The sequence below is a fragment of the Roseovarius salinarum genome (assembly GCF_002834145.1).
GTDB lineage: Bacteria > Pseudomonadota > Alphaproteobacteria > Rhodobacterales > Rhodobacteraceae > Roseovarius > Roseovarius salinarum.
Genome location: NZ_PHNT01000002.1, coordinates 138,216 through 152,630, shown reverse-complemented (window position 1 = coordinate 152,630; position 14,415 = coordinate 138,216). Strand labels below are relative to the sequence as shown.

The 14,415-nt window shown below is 67.4% G+C and carries 15 protein-coding genes; 4 read left to right on the top strand and 11 right to left on the bottom strand.

Annotated elements, in window-relative coordinates; all coding sequences use genetic code 11:
- Positions 1-3: 3 nt before the first annotated feature.
- From fabZ to pyrH, 10 genes are all read right to left on the bottom strand, one after another.
- Positions 4-468: a 3-hydroxyacyl-ACP dehydratase FabZ gene (gene fabZ / locus CEF10_RS03705; RefSeq protein WP_101066349.1), complete on the bottom strand. Its 465-nt coding sequence runs from the start codon at positions 466-468 to the stop codon at positions 4-6.
- Between the two features lie 84 nt (positions 469-552).
- Positions 553-1,140 (bottom strand): OmpH family outer membrane protein, encoded by a 588-nt coding sequence (locus CEF10_RS03700; protein ID WP_101066347.1) that lies wholly within the window; start codon positions 1,138-1,140, stop codon positions 553-555.
- 7 nt (positions 1,141-1,147) lie between these two features.
- Positions 1,148-3,508, bottom strand: a complete 2,361-nt coding sequence (bamA, locus tag CEF10_RS03695; protein ID WP_408638412.1) for an outer membrane protein assembly factor BamA — start codon at positions 3,506-3,508, stop codon at positions 1,148-1,150.
- Between the two features lie 93 nt (positions 3,509-3,601).
- The gene (locus CEF10_RS17320; RefSeq protein WP_269801312.1) at positions 3,602-3,724 is read right to left on the bottom strand and encodes a hypothetical protein; all 123 of its coding nucleotides are present in this window, start codon (positions 3,722-3,724) and stop codon (positions 3,602-3,604) included.
- A 118-nt stretch (positions 3,725-3,842) separates the two neighbouring features.
- Positions 3,843-5,147 (bottom strand): RIP metalloprotease RseP, encoded by a 1,305-nt coding sequence (gene rseP / locus CEF10_RS03690; protein ID WP_101066682.1) that lies wholly within the window; start codon positions 5,145-5,147, stop codon positions 3,843-3,845.
- 63 nt (positions 5,148-5,210) lie between these two features.
- Positions 5,211-6,371, bottom strand: coding sequence for a 1-deoxy-D-xylulose-5-phosphate reductoisomerase (gene dxr / locus CEF10_RS03685; protein ID WP_101066343.1), 1,161 nt, complete (start codon positions 6,369-6,371; stop codon positions 5,211-5,213).
- A complete protein-coding gene (locus tag CEF10_RS03680; protein ID WP_101066341.1) occupies positions 6,368-7,165 on the bottom strand; it encodes a phosphatidate cytidylyltransferase in 798 nt (265 codons plus the stop codon). The genes dxr and CEF10_RS03680 overlap by 4 nt, the downstream gene beginning before the upstream one ends.
- Complete coding sequence (gene uppS, locus CEF10_RS03675) at positions 7,162-7,911, bottom strand: polyprenyl diphosphate synthase (protein WP_101066339.1); 750 nt, start codon at positions 7,909-7,911, stop codon at positions 7,162-7,164. The genes CEF10_RS03680 and uppS overlap by 4 nt, the downstream gene beginning before the upstream one ends.
- Positions 7,911-8,474, bottom strand: a complete 564-nt coding sequence (gene frr, locus CEF10_RS03670) for a ribosome recycling factor (protein WP_101066337.1) — start codon at positions 8,472-8,474, stop codon at positions 7,911-7,913. The genes uppS and frr overlap by 1 nt, the downstream gene beginning before the upstream one ends.
- A gap of 40 nt (positions 8,475-8,514) precedes the next feature.
- Complete coding sequence (pyrH, locus tag CEF10_RS03665) at positions 8,515-9,252, bottom strand: UMP kinase (RefSeq protein WP_101066335.1); 738 nt, start codon at positions 9,250-9,252, stop codon at positions 8,515-8,517.
- 144 nt (positions 9,253-9,396) lie between these two features.
- Between pyrH and miaA the strand changes: the two genes are divergently transcribed.
- Both miaA and CEF10_RS03655 read left to right on the top strand, forming a co-directional pair.
- Positions 9,397-10,275 (top strand): tRNA (adenosine(37)-N6)-dimethylallyltransferase MiaA, encoded by an 879-nt coding sequence (gene miaA / locus CEF10_RS03660; RefSeq protein ID WP_101066333.1) that lies wholly within the window; start codon positions 9,397-9,399, stop codon positions 10,273-10,275.
- 99 nt (positions 10,276-10,374) lie between these two features.
- Complete coding sequence (locus tag CEF10_RS03655) at positions 10,375-11,196, top strand: helix-turn-helix transcriptional regulator (protein ID WP_101066331.1); 822 nt, start codon at positions 10,375-10,377, stop codon at positions 11,194-11,196.
- Between the two features lie 24 nt (positions 11,197-11,220).
- On the opposite strand, the gene CEF10_RS03650 is transcribed toward CEF10_RS03655, so the two are convergent.
- Complete coding sequence (locus CEF10_RS03650) at positions 11,221-11,808, bottom strand: lytic transglycosylase domain-containing protein (RefSeq protein WP_101066329.1); 588 nt, start codon at positions 11,806-11,808, stop codon at positions 11,221-11,223.
- Between the two features lie 203 nt (positions 11,809-12,011).
- On the opposite strand from CEF10_RS03650, the gene ssb reads away from it, so the two are divergent.
- Both ssb and typA read left to right on the top strand, forming a co-directional pair.
- On the top strand, positions 12,012-12,494 hold the full coding sequence (ssb, locus tag CEF10_RS03645) for a single-stranded DNA-binding protein (protein WP_101066327.1): 483 nt from the start codon (positions 12,012-12,014) through the stop codon (positions 12,492-12,494).
- A gap of 88 nt (positions 12,495-12,582) precedes the next feature.
- Entirely contained in the window at positions 12,583-14,403 is a 1,821-nt protein-coding gene (gene typA, locus CEF10_RS03640; protein WP_101066325.1) for a translational GTPase TypA, read from the top strand.
- Positions 14,404-14,415 lie beyond the last annotated feature (12 nt).

Below are 14,415 nucleotides of genomic sequence, written 5' to 3'. Positions count from 1 at the left end.
CGGTCATTCCTGCGGCAGGTCCATCATCGCCGTGAATTCGGCCTCCGCGGCCATCTGCGCGTCCACCTGTGCAAGGCCCGAGAACTTCCAGACCTTGCCGCCGGGCTTGCCGCGCAGGGTCGTCATCCGCATCTCGAGCACGTCGCCCGGCCCCACCATCCGGCGGAACTTGCAGCGGTCGATCGACATGAAATAGACGAGCATGTTGCGATCCTCCATGCCGAGCGCGGTGCCCACCATGACGGCGGCCGTCTGCGCCATCGCCTCGACGATCGTGACGCCGGGCATGATCGGCTTGCCGGGGAAATGCCCCTGGAAATGCGGCTCGTTCATGGTGACGTTCTTGATCCCGCGGGCGGACTGGCAGCCGTCGATATCCTCCACCCGGTCGACCAGCAGGAACGGGTAGCGGTGCGGGATGATGCGCTGGATCAGGTCGATATCCGCGCGTTTCAGGGGCTCGCTCATCAAGGGTCCTTTCGGGCAGGGCCTGTGCGCCGTCTGCGTAGCAACTCGGCCCGAAAGGGGCAAGCGCCGCGGGCTGACGCGCCGCTAGTCGCCCTGCTGCCCGTCCTCGCGGCCATCGCCGACCGCCCGGTTCACACGCTCGATCGCCAGGTCGGTGATGTCGATGACGTCCGCGCTGAGCAACGTGCTGCGCTTGTCCAGCACGACGACCCCGCCGGCTTCGCGCATGACCCGCGCGAGGATCGGTTCGACCCGTTTCATGAAGGTCACCGGCGCGCGTTCCCGGCGCCGTTCGAGATCGCGCACGGCGCGCTCGTTCTCCTTGCGGATGCGGCGCACCTTCTTGTCGAAGGCATCCGCCGCATCGCGGAACGCCTCGGGCGACATCTCGGGCCGCTTTTCGGTCAGCGCCTTTTCCTCGGCCTCCAGCTCGGCCTCCAGCTTCCTGTTGTCCTCGATGATCCTCTCGCGCTCGGCCTGGATGTCGGCGCTGATGCTCTGCCCGTATTCGGTATTCCGGAACAACCTCTCGGGATCCAGAACAAGCACCTCGCTCTGGACGACGCCGACGTCCTGCGCGCGCGCCGCCGGGGGCGTCATCGCGGCGGCGATCACGACCCCCAGTGCGACCGCGACCAGGGCCAGGCGTCGGGCTGCGCGAAGGCGCTGCATCCGGCGTTCAGAAGTCGGTCGAGACGGTCAGGTCGAAACCCTGGGTGACGTCGGTGGGCTCCTTCTCGATCGGGTGCGAGAAGTTGAAGCGCAGCGGTCCGAAGGCGGATTCCCAAAGCAGCGAGACACCGATCACGTGACGGGCGTTGAACCCTTCGGACACCACCGCCCCGGTGGCATTCGTGGTATCGACGTCCCAGATCCCGCCGATGTCGTAGAAGGCGCCGCCGGTCAGACCGTATTCCTCCGGCAGGCCCAGCGGGAACTCCGTCTCGAGCTTGAGCACCGAGTAGAAGTTACCACCGAGATGCTCGACGTTTCCGGCATTGATCTCCGCGGGTCCGAGCCCGTTGGGATCGAAGCCGCGCATGACCTGGCTGTTGAAGCGGGTCGTGGCGCGGCTGTTCTGACCGCTGCCGAAGTTGATCGCGCCGCTTTCGAAGACGGCCCGCAGCGTGACCTCCTCGTGCCACACCTTGGTCTGGGCAACGGCGCGCCCCGTGGTGCGGATGAACTCGTTGTCGCCGCCGAGCCCGGCAAATTCCTGTTGCACCTCCACCAGGACGCCCGAGTTCGGATCGAGCCCGGTTGTCCGGGAATCGTAGTTGTACGTGTACCCGAGGGCCGAGGACGTCCGGCTGCCCTGGGCGACCTCGGCCGCGAGGATGCCCGAGGTGCCGGTGTAGTTGTCCATGTCGTTGTACCGGAAATTGTAGAACACGCCGAGGCGGGTGCGTTCACCGGTCGGGAAGGTCAGGCTGGGCCGGAAGGTGCCGGTCGTGGTGTCATACGCCGAGAAATCGCTGTCGGTCTCCTGGAAACCCAGGTTCAGGCCGAACGCAACGTCGCGGCCAAGGAACGCCGGCTCGGTGAAGTCCAGCGAGTAATTGGCGGTCTGGTCCGTCAGGCTGAACGACAGGCCGGCCTGCTGGCCGCGGCCGAGGAAGTTGCGTTCGCGCAGGCTGGCGGTCAGGCCGATACCACGGCTGGACGAGTAGCTCCCGCCGAAGCTGAACGACCCGGTCGTCGTCTCTTCGACATCCACGTCGATGACCACCTGGTCGGGTCGCGAGCCTTCGCGGGCGTCGACCTCGGCCTTGCTGAAGTAACCGAGCGCACGGATGCGTTCCGCCGCCTGCCGGATGGCGCGCGGGTTGAAGGGGTCGCCCTCCACCGTCTCGAACTGGCGCCGGATGACGCGGTCCAGCGTCGTGGTGTTGCCCTCGATGTCGATCCGTTCGACGAAGACGCGCGGTCCGCGCACCAGCGCGAACTCGACGTCGAGCGTCAGTTCACGATCGTTGCGGGTGATCCTGGGCTCGACCCGCAGGAAATCGAGGCCGTTCTTGACCGCAAGGCGTTCCATGCGGGCGATCGAGTTCTCCACCAGCGTCGGAGAATACACGACACCTGAACGGATCTTGAGCACGTCCTGGTACGCCTCCGGATCGGCGCCCTCGTGTTCGCTGACGGTGGTGATCTCGCCGAAGGTGAACTGCTGACCTTCCTGGATGTTGAAGGTGATGAAATAGCCGTCGCGTTCGCGCGTCAGTTCCGCGTTCACGCCCGTCACGCGGAAATCGACGTAGCCGCGCGACTGGTAGAAATCGTTGAGCACCTGCTTGTCGAACTCGATCCTGTCGGCGACGAAGGTGTCCTTGGCGATGATGGCCCGCAGCAGCCCGGCCTGCTTGCTTTCGAGCACGCGACGCAGGCGCCGGTCGGAGAAAGCGCGGTTGCCCACGAACCCGATGCGCTGCACCTCGATGTTCTTGCCCTCGAAGATCTCGAAAACGAGATCGACGCGGTTGTCGCTGCGCCGGATGATGCGCGGCGTCACCTTGGCCGCGACGCGCCCGTTCTGCACGTAGGATTCGGTGATCGCCGCCGCGTCACGCTCGGCCTGATCGGGGTTGAAGACCTGCCGTGGACTCGACGAGATCACCCCCTCGAGATCCTCGTCCTTCAACCGCCGGTTGCCCTCGAAGCGGATGCGGTTGACCGTCGGATATTCCTTGACGCGAATGACAAGCCGGCTGCCCTGCGGGTCGACCTCGACCTCCTCGAAAAGCCCGCTGCCGAGGATGCGCTGATAGGCATCGTTCAGCTCACCGGCCGAAACGGTCTCGCCGCGCGCGATTCCCGCGTAGCTGAGGATCGTTTCGGGTTCGACTCGCTGGTTGCCCTCGATCGAAACGGATGTGAAGCGGTAGTTCTGTGCTTCCGCGCTTCCGGCGAGCGCCAGAAAAACCAAGGAAAACAGAACCGTGAAAACCGTTCCTAAACTTGCTGCTCTTGCGCGGGCCCGCGGCGATCGCGATGCCCCACCCCCGTTGGTATTGGTCATTTTTCTAACCCAGTCAGACATCCCTCGGAAACGTGAGTAACCGGTCTGAGTGGGCTTGTCAAAATCACCTTTGGGTGGGCTGCGCCCCATCTGCAACAGTGTCGGTCCCGCGCCTCACGCGGTCAGCATCGACCCCAGGAATGCACCGGCGAGAAGCGCGGCGAACACCATCGCGGGATAAAGCAGGCGGTCCCAGTTCAACTGCACCAGCACGTTCAGGCCCTGATATCCGCTCATGACGAGTTGCATGGGTAGATTCCCCCGATTTCGCTTCGTTTGCCACCAAGAATGGCGAGCAAATGTGTCCGAAATTGGTCGCGGAACCTGCGAAACCGTGGCGATTGCCGGGCCGTTTTCAGTTGCAGAACAGGTCATTGCCGAGGGCGAAGACCATCAGCGACAGGATCACGGCCAGGCCCAGTGTCATCAGGACACGCAGCGCCGCATCGCTGGGCGGACGGCCGGTGGCGGCCTCGTAGACGTGAAACAGCAGGTGCCCGCCATCCAGCACGGGAATCGGGAACAGGTTGAGCAGCCCCACGGCAGTTGAAAGCACCGCGATGAACCACACGAAACTCTCCACGCCCTGGCTTGCCATGGCGCCGGAGACTTCCGCGATGCCGATCGGGCCCGACATGTTGCAGCTGCTGATGGCGCCCGTGACCATGTGGTAGAACCCCGAAAGCGAGTTGGTGACGACCCCCCAGGTCTGCGCGGCACCCGCCCCTACCGCGGCCAGCGGCCCGAGGCGTTCCGTCGCCGGCTCGAAGGCGAAGCCGCCGGCGATCCCGATGCGCCATTGCGTCTGGAACCCGCCATCGGGCAGCGGTTCGTCCATCCGGCGCGGTTCGAGCGTGAGATCGAGCGTCCGGCCGTCGCGCCAGACCGTAAGGTCCAGCGGGCGCCCGCCGGAGGATTCCACGATCTCCTTGAGTTGCGAAAAGGCCGCGACCGGGTCGCCGTCCACGGCCGTGATCACGTCGCCGGGCTTCATCCCCGCGTCGTAGGCTGCCGATTGCGGCGCAAGCTGGCTGGCCAACGGCGGCATCGGATGCGGCCCCTGCACGACCCGGGTCTTGCCATCGCGTTCCACCGTGTAATCGATGACCCGCTTTTCCGGCAGGGCGGCGACGAAATCGTCGAACGCGTCTTCTTCCGCGAAATCGGGCACCGGCCGGCCCGCGATCTCCAGCAGCCGGTCACCGGCCTGCAACCCGTCCGCCGCCACCGGCAGCGGTTTCACCTCGCCCACGGTCAGCGGCTCGGCGACCTTGCCCTGCACCATCATGATGCCGCCGAAGACCAGTATCGACAGCACGAAGTTGAACAGCGGCCCGGCCACGACCGTCGCGCTGCGGGCCCACAGCGGCGCGCCGTGCATCGTCGTGCGGCGTTCCTCGGGCGACATGGCCTCGTAATCCTCCGACGCCTTGTCGCTGGCCGCGCCGGCGTCGCCGTGGAACTTCACGTAACCGCCGAAGGGCAGCGCGGCGATCTGCCACTGCGTGCCGTGCCTGTCGGTGCGCGCCCATATCACCGGTCCGAAGCCGATCGAGAAGACATCCGCCTTGATGCCGGACCAACGGCCGACGATGTAGTGGCCGTATTCGTGGATCGCCACGATAACCGAAAGTGCGACCACGAAGGCCAGCAGCGTCATGAAAAAGCCGCCGAACTGCGGCAACAGCGTCGTATCCAAGGCTCGCGTCCGTGAATTGCGTGATCAAAGCAGCCGGTCAAGGCCGGCCCGAGACAGATGGTCGATCTCGAACACGGTATCAAGTGTGATCTCGGCATCAGTGAGACGCCGATCGGACGACAGCGTGTCGAGAACCTGCTCGACCAGCCCGCTCATCTGCGTGAATCCGATGCGCCCGGCGATGAAGTGATCCAGGGCGCGTTCCTTCGCCGCGTTGAACGCCGCGCCACTCAGGCCGCCCGTGTCCATGACCCCGCGCGCCAGGGCCAGCGCGGGATAGCGCGCCACGTCGGGCGCGCGGAACCTCAGTTGCCCGATCTCCGCCAGATCCAGCCGGGCCACAGGCAGCTCGGCCCGGTCGGGCCAGTTGAGCGCATAGCCGATGGCGTGGCGCATGTCCGGGGCACCGACATGCGCCATCAGCGCACCGTCGCGGAAACCCACCAGCGCATGCACTAGGGATTCGGGATGCACCAGCACCTCGATGCGGTCGGGGTCGATCCCGAAGAATTCCCGGGTTTCAATCAGTTCCAGCGCCTTGTTGAACATCGAGGCGCTGTCGATGGTGATCCGCTGACCCATCGCCCAGTTCGGGTGTGCCGACGCCTGTTCGACGGTCGCGTGCGCGAGGTCGGCCAGCGGCCAGTCGCGAAACGCCCCGCCCGAGGCGGTGAGGATCACCCGCTCGACCGCCGCGATGTCCTCGCCCACGAGGGCCTGGAAGACGGCCGAGTGCTCGCTGTCCACCGGCAGAACGCGCGCGCCCGCCCGCCGCGCGGTCTGCATCAGCAGCGGCCCGGCCGTCACCAGGGATTCCTTGTTGGCCAACGCAAGGGTCGCGCCCTGCTCCAGCGCGGCCAGGCCGGGGGCCAGGCCCGCCACGCCGACAATGGCCGACATCACCCAGTCGGCCGGGCGTGCGGCCGCCTCCAGCAGCGCGGCGCGGCCGGCCGCCGCTTCCACCCCGCTGCCGGCAAGCGCCGCGCGCAGGTCGTCCAGCAGATCGTCGTGTGCCGTCACCGCCACCTGTGCACCGAGGGCGCGGGCGTCCGCGGCCAGCCGTGTCACGTTGCGCCCGCCCGTCAGCGCGACCACCTCGAACCGCTCCGGCGTGCGCGCGATCAGGTCGATCGTGTTCTGCCCGATCGAGCCCGTCGCCCCCAGGATCGAGACGCGCCGACTCATGCCGCGCCTCCCGGGACCCCGCTCGCCCATCGGACCAGCGCCACCAGCGCGGCGGCGGCCAGCATGGCGTCGAACCGATCCAGCAGCCCGCCGTGGCCGGGGATCAGCGCCGAGGCATCCTTGACGCCGACGCGCCGCTTGACCGCGCTTTCGGCGATGTCGCCCATCTGCGCGGCCAGCGCCAGCGCCGCGCTGAACACGACAAGCCACGCGCCCGCGCCGGTCGGCGCCATGAAGGCCCAGCCGACGGCCGCCGCGCCCAGCCAGCCGGCAACCGTGCCCGACCATGTCTTCTTGGGGCTCACCCGCGGCCAGAACCTGGGCCCGCCCAGAAGGCGCCCGGCGAAATAGCCCATCACGTCGCTGGCCACGACCACGCAGATCAGCCAGATCACCCAGACCACGCCTGCCTCGCCGCGCAGCGCCAGCAGGCCCAGCCCGGCCAGCGCCACAACCGGCAGATAGACCAATGCGATTCCACGGTCCTGCGGCACCGCGGCGGCCCCGGCCACGCCGGCACCGGCGACCACTGCGGCCACCGCCCAGCCCGGCAGAACGGGAAGCGCCAGCAACGCCCCGCCGAGGGCCGCGCCAAGCCCGATCGCCACCGCGGACCGTGTCCGCCCCCGGCCCAGAAGGCGCAGCAGTTCCCAGCACATCAGCCCGCAGGCCGCGGCGATCAGCAGGCGAAACCAGATCCCGCCCAACAGGACACCGGCCAGTCCGGCGGCGACCAGCACGCCGGCCGAAGCCAGCCGCACGGCAAGGTCATCCCATTTGCCCGCAGCCGTCATGCGGTGACGGCACCGAACCGTCGGTCGCGCGCGCCGTAGCTGCGCACGAGCCGGGCGAAGATATCGCAGGTGAAGTCGGGCCAGAGCGTGTCGATGAACTCGTATTCGGCATAGGCCGACTGCCACAGCAGGAAGTTCGATATCCGCGCCTCGCCACTGGTGCGGATCACGAGATCGGGATCGGGCAGCACGCGGGTATCAAGGTATCGCGGCAGGGTTTCCTCGTCCACCTCGGCCGGGTCGAGCCGACCGTCGGCCACGTCCTGCGCCAGCCGTTGCGTGGCACGCGATACCTCGTCGCGACTGCCGTAGTTGAGCGCGATGGTCAGGTGCACACGGTCGTTGTGCGCGGTCATTCCCTCGAGTTCGTCCATCATCGCGACCAGCTTGTCGTCGAGCTTCACGCGATCGCCGATGAAGCGCACGCGCACGCCCTCGTCGCGCAGGGCGCGCGCCTCCTTGGTGATGTAGCGGCGGAACAGGCTCATCAGACCGGCGACCTCGGTCTGGGTGCGCTTCCAGTTCTCGGTCGAGAAAGCGAAGATCGTCAGGTATTTCACGCCCAGATCGGGGCAGGCCTCGACGATCTCGCGCACGCGCTTGGCGCCCGCGTGATGGCCGAACAGCCGCGGCCGACCGCGCGCACGCGCCCACCGGCCATTGCCGTCCATGATGATCGCCACGTGGCGCGGGCCGGGTGCGCCGCCGGGATCTGACGCCTGTGTCTTCGGGGCCGCCTGCGTCATCAGACCTGCATGATCTCGGATTGCTTGTTCTCGAGCGCGTCGTCCACCGCGGCGATGTATCTGTCGGTAAGGTCCTGCACCTCGTTCTCCCAGAACTTGGCGTCGTCCTCGGACAGGCCCTGGTTCTTTGCCTTCTTCACCTGGTCCATGCCGTCGCGGCGCACGTTGCGGATGGCAACGCGGGCGTGTTCGGCGTATTGGGAGGCGACCTTGCCCAGCTCCTTGCGGCGCTCCTCGTTGAGCTCGGGGATGGGCAGCATGATGATCGTGCCGTTGGTCTGCGGATTGATGCCCAGCCCGGATTCGCGGATCGCCTTTTCCACCTTGTTCACAAGGCTCTTGTCCCAGACGTTGACGGTCACCATCCGCGGTTCGGGCACGTTGACCGTGCCCACCTGGTTGATCGGGGTCTGCTGGCCGTAGGCCTCGACCGTCACCGGCTCCAGCATGCTGGCCGAGGCGCGGCCCGTCCGCAGCGATGCGAATTCGCTGCGAAGGGAGGCCATCGCGCCGTCCATGCGGCGCTCCAGATCGTCGATATCGATTTCGATGTCGTCCGCCATCTTGTTTCCTTCTTGCGGGTTGCGCGGGGTCCGCCCCTGTTTATCCGTAACCGTGCACCGTTGTATAGGCACCGTTTCCGGCAAGGATCCCGCTCAGCCCGCCGGGTTCGTCCAGCGAAAAGACGATGATCGGCAGGTTGTTGTCACGCGCAAGGGCAATGGCGCTGGCATCCATGACGTTGAGGTGTTTCTGGAGCACCTCGTCATAGGACACCTGGTCGTATCGCGTGGCATCGGCGTGCTTGATCGGATCCTTGTCGTAGACGCCGTCGACCTTCGTGCCCTTGAAGATTGCCTCGCAGTTCATCTCGTTGGCGCGCAGCGTGGCCGCGGTATCGGTGGTGAAATAGGGGTTGCCGGTGCCCGCGGCGAAGATGCAGACGCGCTTTTTCTCAAGGTGACGCACCGCGCGGCGCCGGATGTAGGGTTCGGCCACCTCGTCCATGCGGATGGCCGAGATCACGCGGGTGAACACGCCCAGCTTTTCCAGCGCGCTCTGCATGGCCAGCGCGTTCATCACGGTGGCCAGCATCCCCATGTAGTCGGCGGTTGTCCGCTCCATTCCCTGCGCGCTGCCCGCCAGGCCGCGAAAGATGTTGCCGCCGCCGATCACCATGCAGACCTCCACGCCCATCTCGTGGACCGACTGCACCTCGCGCGCGATTCGCTCCACCGTGGGCGGGTGCAGCCCGTAGCCCGCGTCGCCCATCAGCGCCTCGCCCGAGATCTTCAGCAGCACACGCCGGAACGTCGTCCTGGGGGCTTGGCTTTCGGGCATGGGCAGTCTCCGTCGGGGCCTGTTGCGCAATCGCGCGCAAGATGTCGGAAAAGCCGGGAAGGTGCAATCGCAGAGTCCCCCGCTGCCGGCGTGCGCGTGATACTGCCTCGCGTCGCGGCCGTATCTGCCCTATCTCGGGCGGTGATGACGAAACTGTCCGATATCCCCGGCGACCGTCCGGTACTGATTGCCGGGCCGACGGCCAGCGGCAAGTCGGACCTGGCCACGCGCATCGCCGAGACCGCCGGGGGGCGCATCGTCAACGCGGACGCCATCCAGGTCTTCGCCAACTGGCGCGTGCTGACGGCACGGCCGACGCCCGAGGACGAGGCCCGCGTGCCCCACGCGCTCTACGGTCACGTTGCGGCCACGGACGACTACTCGGTGGGCCATTGGCTGCGCGACCTCGCGCCGCTGCTGAACGCCCCCGAGCGGCCGATCATCGTGGGCGGCACCGGGCTGTACTTCATGGCGCTGACCGAGGGGCTGGCCGAGATCCCGCCCACGCCCGCGCGGGTGCGCGCCCGCGCCGACAGGATTTTGGCGCGCGAGGGGCTGACCGCCCTTCTGGAAGACCTCGACGCAGCCACCCGCGCGCGCATCGACACCAACAACCCGATGCGCGTCCAACGCGCGTGGGAGGTCCTGGAAACCACAGGACGCGGCCTGGCCGACTGGCAGGCGGACACCCCGCCGCCGCTGCTGCCCCTGTCGGCCTGCACGGCGATCCTGGTCGAGGCCGACAAGACCTGGCTCAACGGCCGGATTGCCCGGCGTTTCGACAAGATGCTCGCGGCCGGCGCACTGGACGAGGCACGCGCCAACCTGCCCGGCTGGGATCCGGCTCGGCCGTCTGCCAAGGCGATCGGCGCCCCCGAGTTGATCGCCCACCTGCGTGGCGAGATCACGCTGGACACGGCCCGCGAACGCGCCAGCATCGCGACCCGCCAGTTCGCGAAACGCCAGCGCACCTGGTTCCGGCGCCGCATGGCCACGTGGCGCCGGTGGCCCGCCGGTGAATGACGGGATTTCGAAAACACGACATTTGACCCTGACAAGACCCGCAGAATCTGGCACTCGCCTTCCAGACTGGAACAACCGGGGCCGAATCGCCACCTGCCGATGAGCTATACCGCGCAAATCATGACGCTGGCCCAATGGGTTCAGGGCGCGGCCTGGCGGGCCGAACTGCCACACAGTTGCGACAGCCATGCCTTCGTCTGGATCACCCGCGGACAGGGCCGCTGCATCGTCGAAGGGGTCCGCCGCGGCTTCGGCATGCACAATGCGCTTGTCATCCCCGCCGGCACGATGTTCGCGATCGAGGTCGGCAAGCAGGCCTTCGGCATGGTCTGCCTCGTCCCGCCGGGGGGGACCGTCCTCATGCCCGACACCTTCCAGCACCTGAGGGTGCGCGACGTTCATGCCCAGGCCGAACTGACCAGCCTGTTCGAAGTCATGCAACGCGAGCAGAACGGCCGGCGCCCCTTCGCCGACGAGGCGCTGAATGCCAACGCCTCCCTCATTACAGTGTGGCTGCGCCGGGCCATGATCGATCACGGCGAGCGCCCACCGGATAGCCCCGCCGCCGAGCGGCTGGTCATGGCCTATTGCGCCCTGGTGGAGCGCGATTACCGCTCGGGCCGGACGATGGGCGACTACGCCCAGATCCTCGGCGTGACGCCGACGCACCTGTCGCGCAGCTGCCGCAAGGCCTGCGGGCTGACCGCCGCGGAGCTCCTGACCCAGCGCACGCTGCATGCCGCGCGCGAACTCCTGGCCGAGACGCGCGAACCCGTGCGCAACATTGCGCGGCATCTCGGGTTCTCCAGCGCGGCCTATTTCTCGCGCTTCATCCTGCATCACACCGGGCACAGCCCGACCGACCTGCGCGCGCGTGAAACGAGGGCCGCGCAGACACGACCGGCCGCGAAAGAAAGTTGACCGCCTCGCCTGCGACGACGGCCGTCAGCTGCCCATGATGATGCGGACGTAATTCCTGGTTTCGCGATAAGGCGGGATACCACCGTGCTTGCGTACCGCTTCGGGCCCCGCGTTGTAGGCCGCCAGCGCCAGCCGCCACGAGCCGAACCTGCGGTACTGCGTCGCCAGGTAGCGGGCGCCTCCGTCAAGGTTCTCATACGGATCGTGCGGGTCCACCCGCAGGCGGCGCGCGGTATCCGGCATCAACTGCGCCAGGCCAATCGCGCCCTTGTGCGACTCCGCGGTCGGCCTCCAGGCCGATTCCTGCTGAACAAGCCGCAGGAACAAGTCGGCGGGCACGCCGTGACGCTGCGCCGCGGCGCGCGCCATGTCGAGATAGCGGCCCCGATAGGACCCGTCGTAGGGCTCGGATGAGCCCCACTTGGTGGGTGTGCGCACCTTGCCCGAGTCGAGCCCGAGACTGCGCTTGGATTTCAGCGAGGCGCGCTTGTCCAGCACACTGGTCTGCGAGGCGAAGACGCCGCCCGTGTTCTTCGTCGAAAGGAAATCCGCACGGGCCACGCCCGGCAGAACGAACGCCACCGCCAGTAGCGAGATCGCCAGATTTCGCATGATGTCACGTCCCCCGCAAAATCCGTCACACGGATGTATCCATTATGCAGATTCCGGCGCGGATTTCCAGATCCGCTGCTCGCTCGCGCCGCGGCAGGCGCGGAGTTGCCGGCGCGCCCGGACAATTTTAATCTTTCCTTCACCGCGCTGCGGTGGTGTAACCCGACAGACACGCAGCGCGCACCGATTCAAGGGGGAAAGCGATGGCCGGATCCGTCAACAAGGTAATTCTCATCGGCAACCTCGGCCGCGACCCGGAAGTGCGCACCTTCCAGAACGGTGGCAAGGTCTGCAACCTGGCGGTCGCGACCTCGGAGACCTGGAAGGACCGCAACACCGGCGAACGCCGCGAGCGGACCGAATGGCACCGCGTCGCCATCTTCAACGAAGCGCTCGTGCGGCTGGCCGAGCAATACCTGCGCAAGGGCTCCAAGGTCTATCTCGAGGGCAAGCTGGAAACGCGCAAGTGGCAGGACCAGTCCGGGCAGGACCGCTACACGACCGAGGTGGTGCTGCGCCCCTACGCCGGCGAGATGACGTTCCTCGACGGGCGTGACGGCGGGGGCAGCGGCGGCGATTACGGCGGCGGCCCCGGCTACGGCGGTGATTACGGCGGCGGCCAGAGCAGCGGCGGCCCCGGCGGCGGCGCGCCGTCCTCGGACATCGACGACGAGATCCCGTTCTGAGTCACGCCCCGTGCGGATGCGTTTCGCTCTGGCCTTTCCCGGCGGCAGGGTATAGGGCCCGGCCATCAATTTCCGGGAGATCACAGGCATGGACCTGCGCAACATCGCGATCATCGCGCACGTCGACCATGGCAAGACCACGCTGGTGGACCAGCTTCTTGCCCAGTCAGGCGCGTTCCGCACCGGCCAGCAGGTCGATGAGCGCGCGCTCGACAGCAATGACCTCGAACGCGAGCGCGGGATCACGATCCTTGCCAAGACGACGAGCGTGACCTGGAAGGACACGCGCATCAACATCGTCGACACCCCCGGCCACGCCGACTTCGGCGGCGAGGTGGAACGCATCCTGTCGATGGTCGATGGCGTGGTGCTGCTGGTTGACGCCGCCGAGGGCCCGATGCCGCAGACCAAGTTCGTCACCGACAAGGCGCTTGCGCTGGGGCTGCGGCCCATCGTGGTGCTCAACAAGGCCGACAAGCCCGACGCCGAACCCGACCGCGCCCTCGACGAGGTGTTCGACCTGTTCGCGGCGCTGGACGCCAGCGAGGACCAGCTCGATTTTCCCCACCTCTATGCCTCGGGTCGCGACGGCTGGGCCGACGCCGAGCCTGACGGCCCGCGCAAGGACCTGTCCGCGCTGTTCAAGCTGATCATCGATCACGTGCCCGCGCCGCGCCAGCTGGCCCGCGCCGACGAGGATTTCCGCATGCTGGCAACGACGCTCACGGGCGACCCGTTCGTCGGCCGGTTGCTGACGGGCCGCGTGGAATCGGGCCGGCTGCGCGTGGGGGCCACGGTGCAGGCGCTGTCGCGACTCGGCGAGAAGGTCGAACAGTTCCGCGTCAGCCGCATCCAGGCGTTCCGCGGCCTGGCGCACCAGGAAATCGAGGAGGCGCAGGCCGGCGACATCGTCAGCCTCGCGGGGATGTCCAAGGCCACCGTCGCTGACACGATCTGCGCGCTGGCCGTGGAGGAGCCGCTGGCCGCCCAGCCGATCGACCCGCCGACCATAAGCGTCACTTTCGGTATCAACGACAGCCCGCTGGCGGGGCGCGACGGGAACAAGGTGCAAAGCCGCGTGATCCGCGAGCGCCTGATGAAAGAAGCGGAATCCAACGTCGCCATCCGGGTGACCGACACACCCGGCGGCGAGGCCTTCGACGTCGCCGGCCGGGGCGAGTTGCAGATGGGCGTGCTGATCGAGAACATGCGCCGCGAGGGTTTCGAACTGTCGATCTCGCGCCCCCGCGTGCTGTTGCGCGAGGACCAGGACGGCAACACGCTGGAGCCCGTAGAGGAGGTGACGATCGACGTGGACGACGCCCATGCCGGCGCGGTGATCGAGAAGCTGACCGGCCCGCGCCGCGGCGACCTGGCCGAAATGAAGCAGGCCGACGGCGGCAAGACGCGCATCGTTGCGCATGTGCCCTCGCGCGGGCTGATCGGCTATCACGGGGAATTCCTGGCCGACACCCGCGGGACCGGTGTGCTCAACCGCGTGTTCCACGGCTGGGTGCCCCACCGCGGGAACATCCCCGGGCGCCGGGCCGGTGTGCTGATCTCGATGGAAAACGGCGAGTCGGTCGCCTTCGCCCTGTGGAACCTCGAGGAGCGCGGCCGCATGTTCATCGGCCCGCAGGAAAAGGTCTATCAGGGCATGATCATCGGCGAACACAGCCGCGAGAACGACCTCGAGGTCAACCCGCTGAAGGGCAAGAAACTGACCAACGTGCGCGCCTCAGGCTCGGACGAGGCGGTGCGCCTGACCCCGCCCACGAAGCTGAGCCTGGAGGAGGCGATCTCCTACATCGACGACGACGAGCTGGTCGAGGTCACGCCGAACGCGATCCGCCTGCGCAAGCGCGAACTCGACCCCCATGCGCGCAAGCGCGCGGCCAAGGCGGGCTGAACCGCCGCGCGC

Bases quoted from the DNA above. Each gene is read 5' to 3' on its own strand.
- CEF10_RS17320 (WP_269801312.1), bottom strand. From the start codon at position 3,724: ATGAGCGGATATCAGGGCCTGAACGTGCTGGTGCAGTTGAACTGGGAC.
- frr (WP_101066337.1), bottom strand. From the start codon at position 8,474: ATGGCGGACGACATCGAAATCGATATCGACGATCTGGAGCGCCGCATG.
- pyrH (WP_101066335.1), bottom strand. From the start codon at position 9,252: ATGCCCGAAAGCCAAGCCCCCAGGACGACGTTCCGGCGTGTGCTGCTG.
- rseP (WP_101066682.1), bottom strand. From the start codon at position 5,147: ATGACGCTGCTGGCCTTCGTGGTCGCACTTTCGGTTATCGTGGCGATC.
- bamA (WP_408638412.1), bottom strand. From the start codon at position 3,508: ATGTCTGACTGGGTTAGAAAAATGACCAATACCAACGGGGGTGGGGCA.
- uppS (WP_101066339.1), bottom strand. From the start codon at position 7,911: ATGACGCAGGCGGCCCCGAAGACACAGGCGTCAGATCCCGGCGGCGCA.
- CEF10_RS03700 (WP_101066347.1), bottom strand. From the start codon at position 1,140: ATGCAGCGCCTTCGCGCAGCCCGACGCCTGGCCCTGGTCGCGGTCGCA.
- typA (WP_101066325.1), top strand. From the start codon at position 12,583: ATGGACCTGCGCAACATCGCGATCATCGCGCACGTCGACCATGGCAAG.
- CEF10_RS03680 (WP_101066341.1), bottom strand. From the start codon at position 7,165: ATGACGGCTGCGGGCAAATGGGATGACCTTGCCGTGCGGCTGGCTTCG.
- miaA (WP_101066333.1), top strand. From the start codon at position 9,397: ATGACGAAACTGTCCGATATCCCCGGCGACCGTCCGGTACTGATTGCC.
- CEF10_RS03650 (WP_101066329.1), bottom strand. From the start codon at position 11,808: ATGCGAAATCTGGCGATCTCGCTACTGGCGGTGGCGTTCGTTCTGCCG.
- CEF10_RS03655 (WP_101066331.1), top strand. From the start codon at position 10,375: ATGAGCTATACCGCGCAAATCATGACGCTGGCCCAATGGGTTCAGGGC.
- dxr (WP_101066343.1), bottom strand. From the start codon at position 6,371: ATGAGTCGGCGCGTCTCGATCCTGGGGGCGACGGGCTCGATCGGGCAG.
- fabZ (WP_101066349.1), bottom strand. From the start codon at position 468: ATGAGCGAGCCCCTGAAACGCGCGGATATCGACCTGATCCAGCGCATC.
- ssb (WP_101066327.1), top strand. From the start codon at position 12,012: ATGGCCGGATCCGTCAACAAGGTAATTCTCATCGGCAACCTCGGCCGC.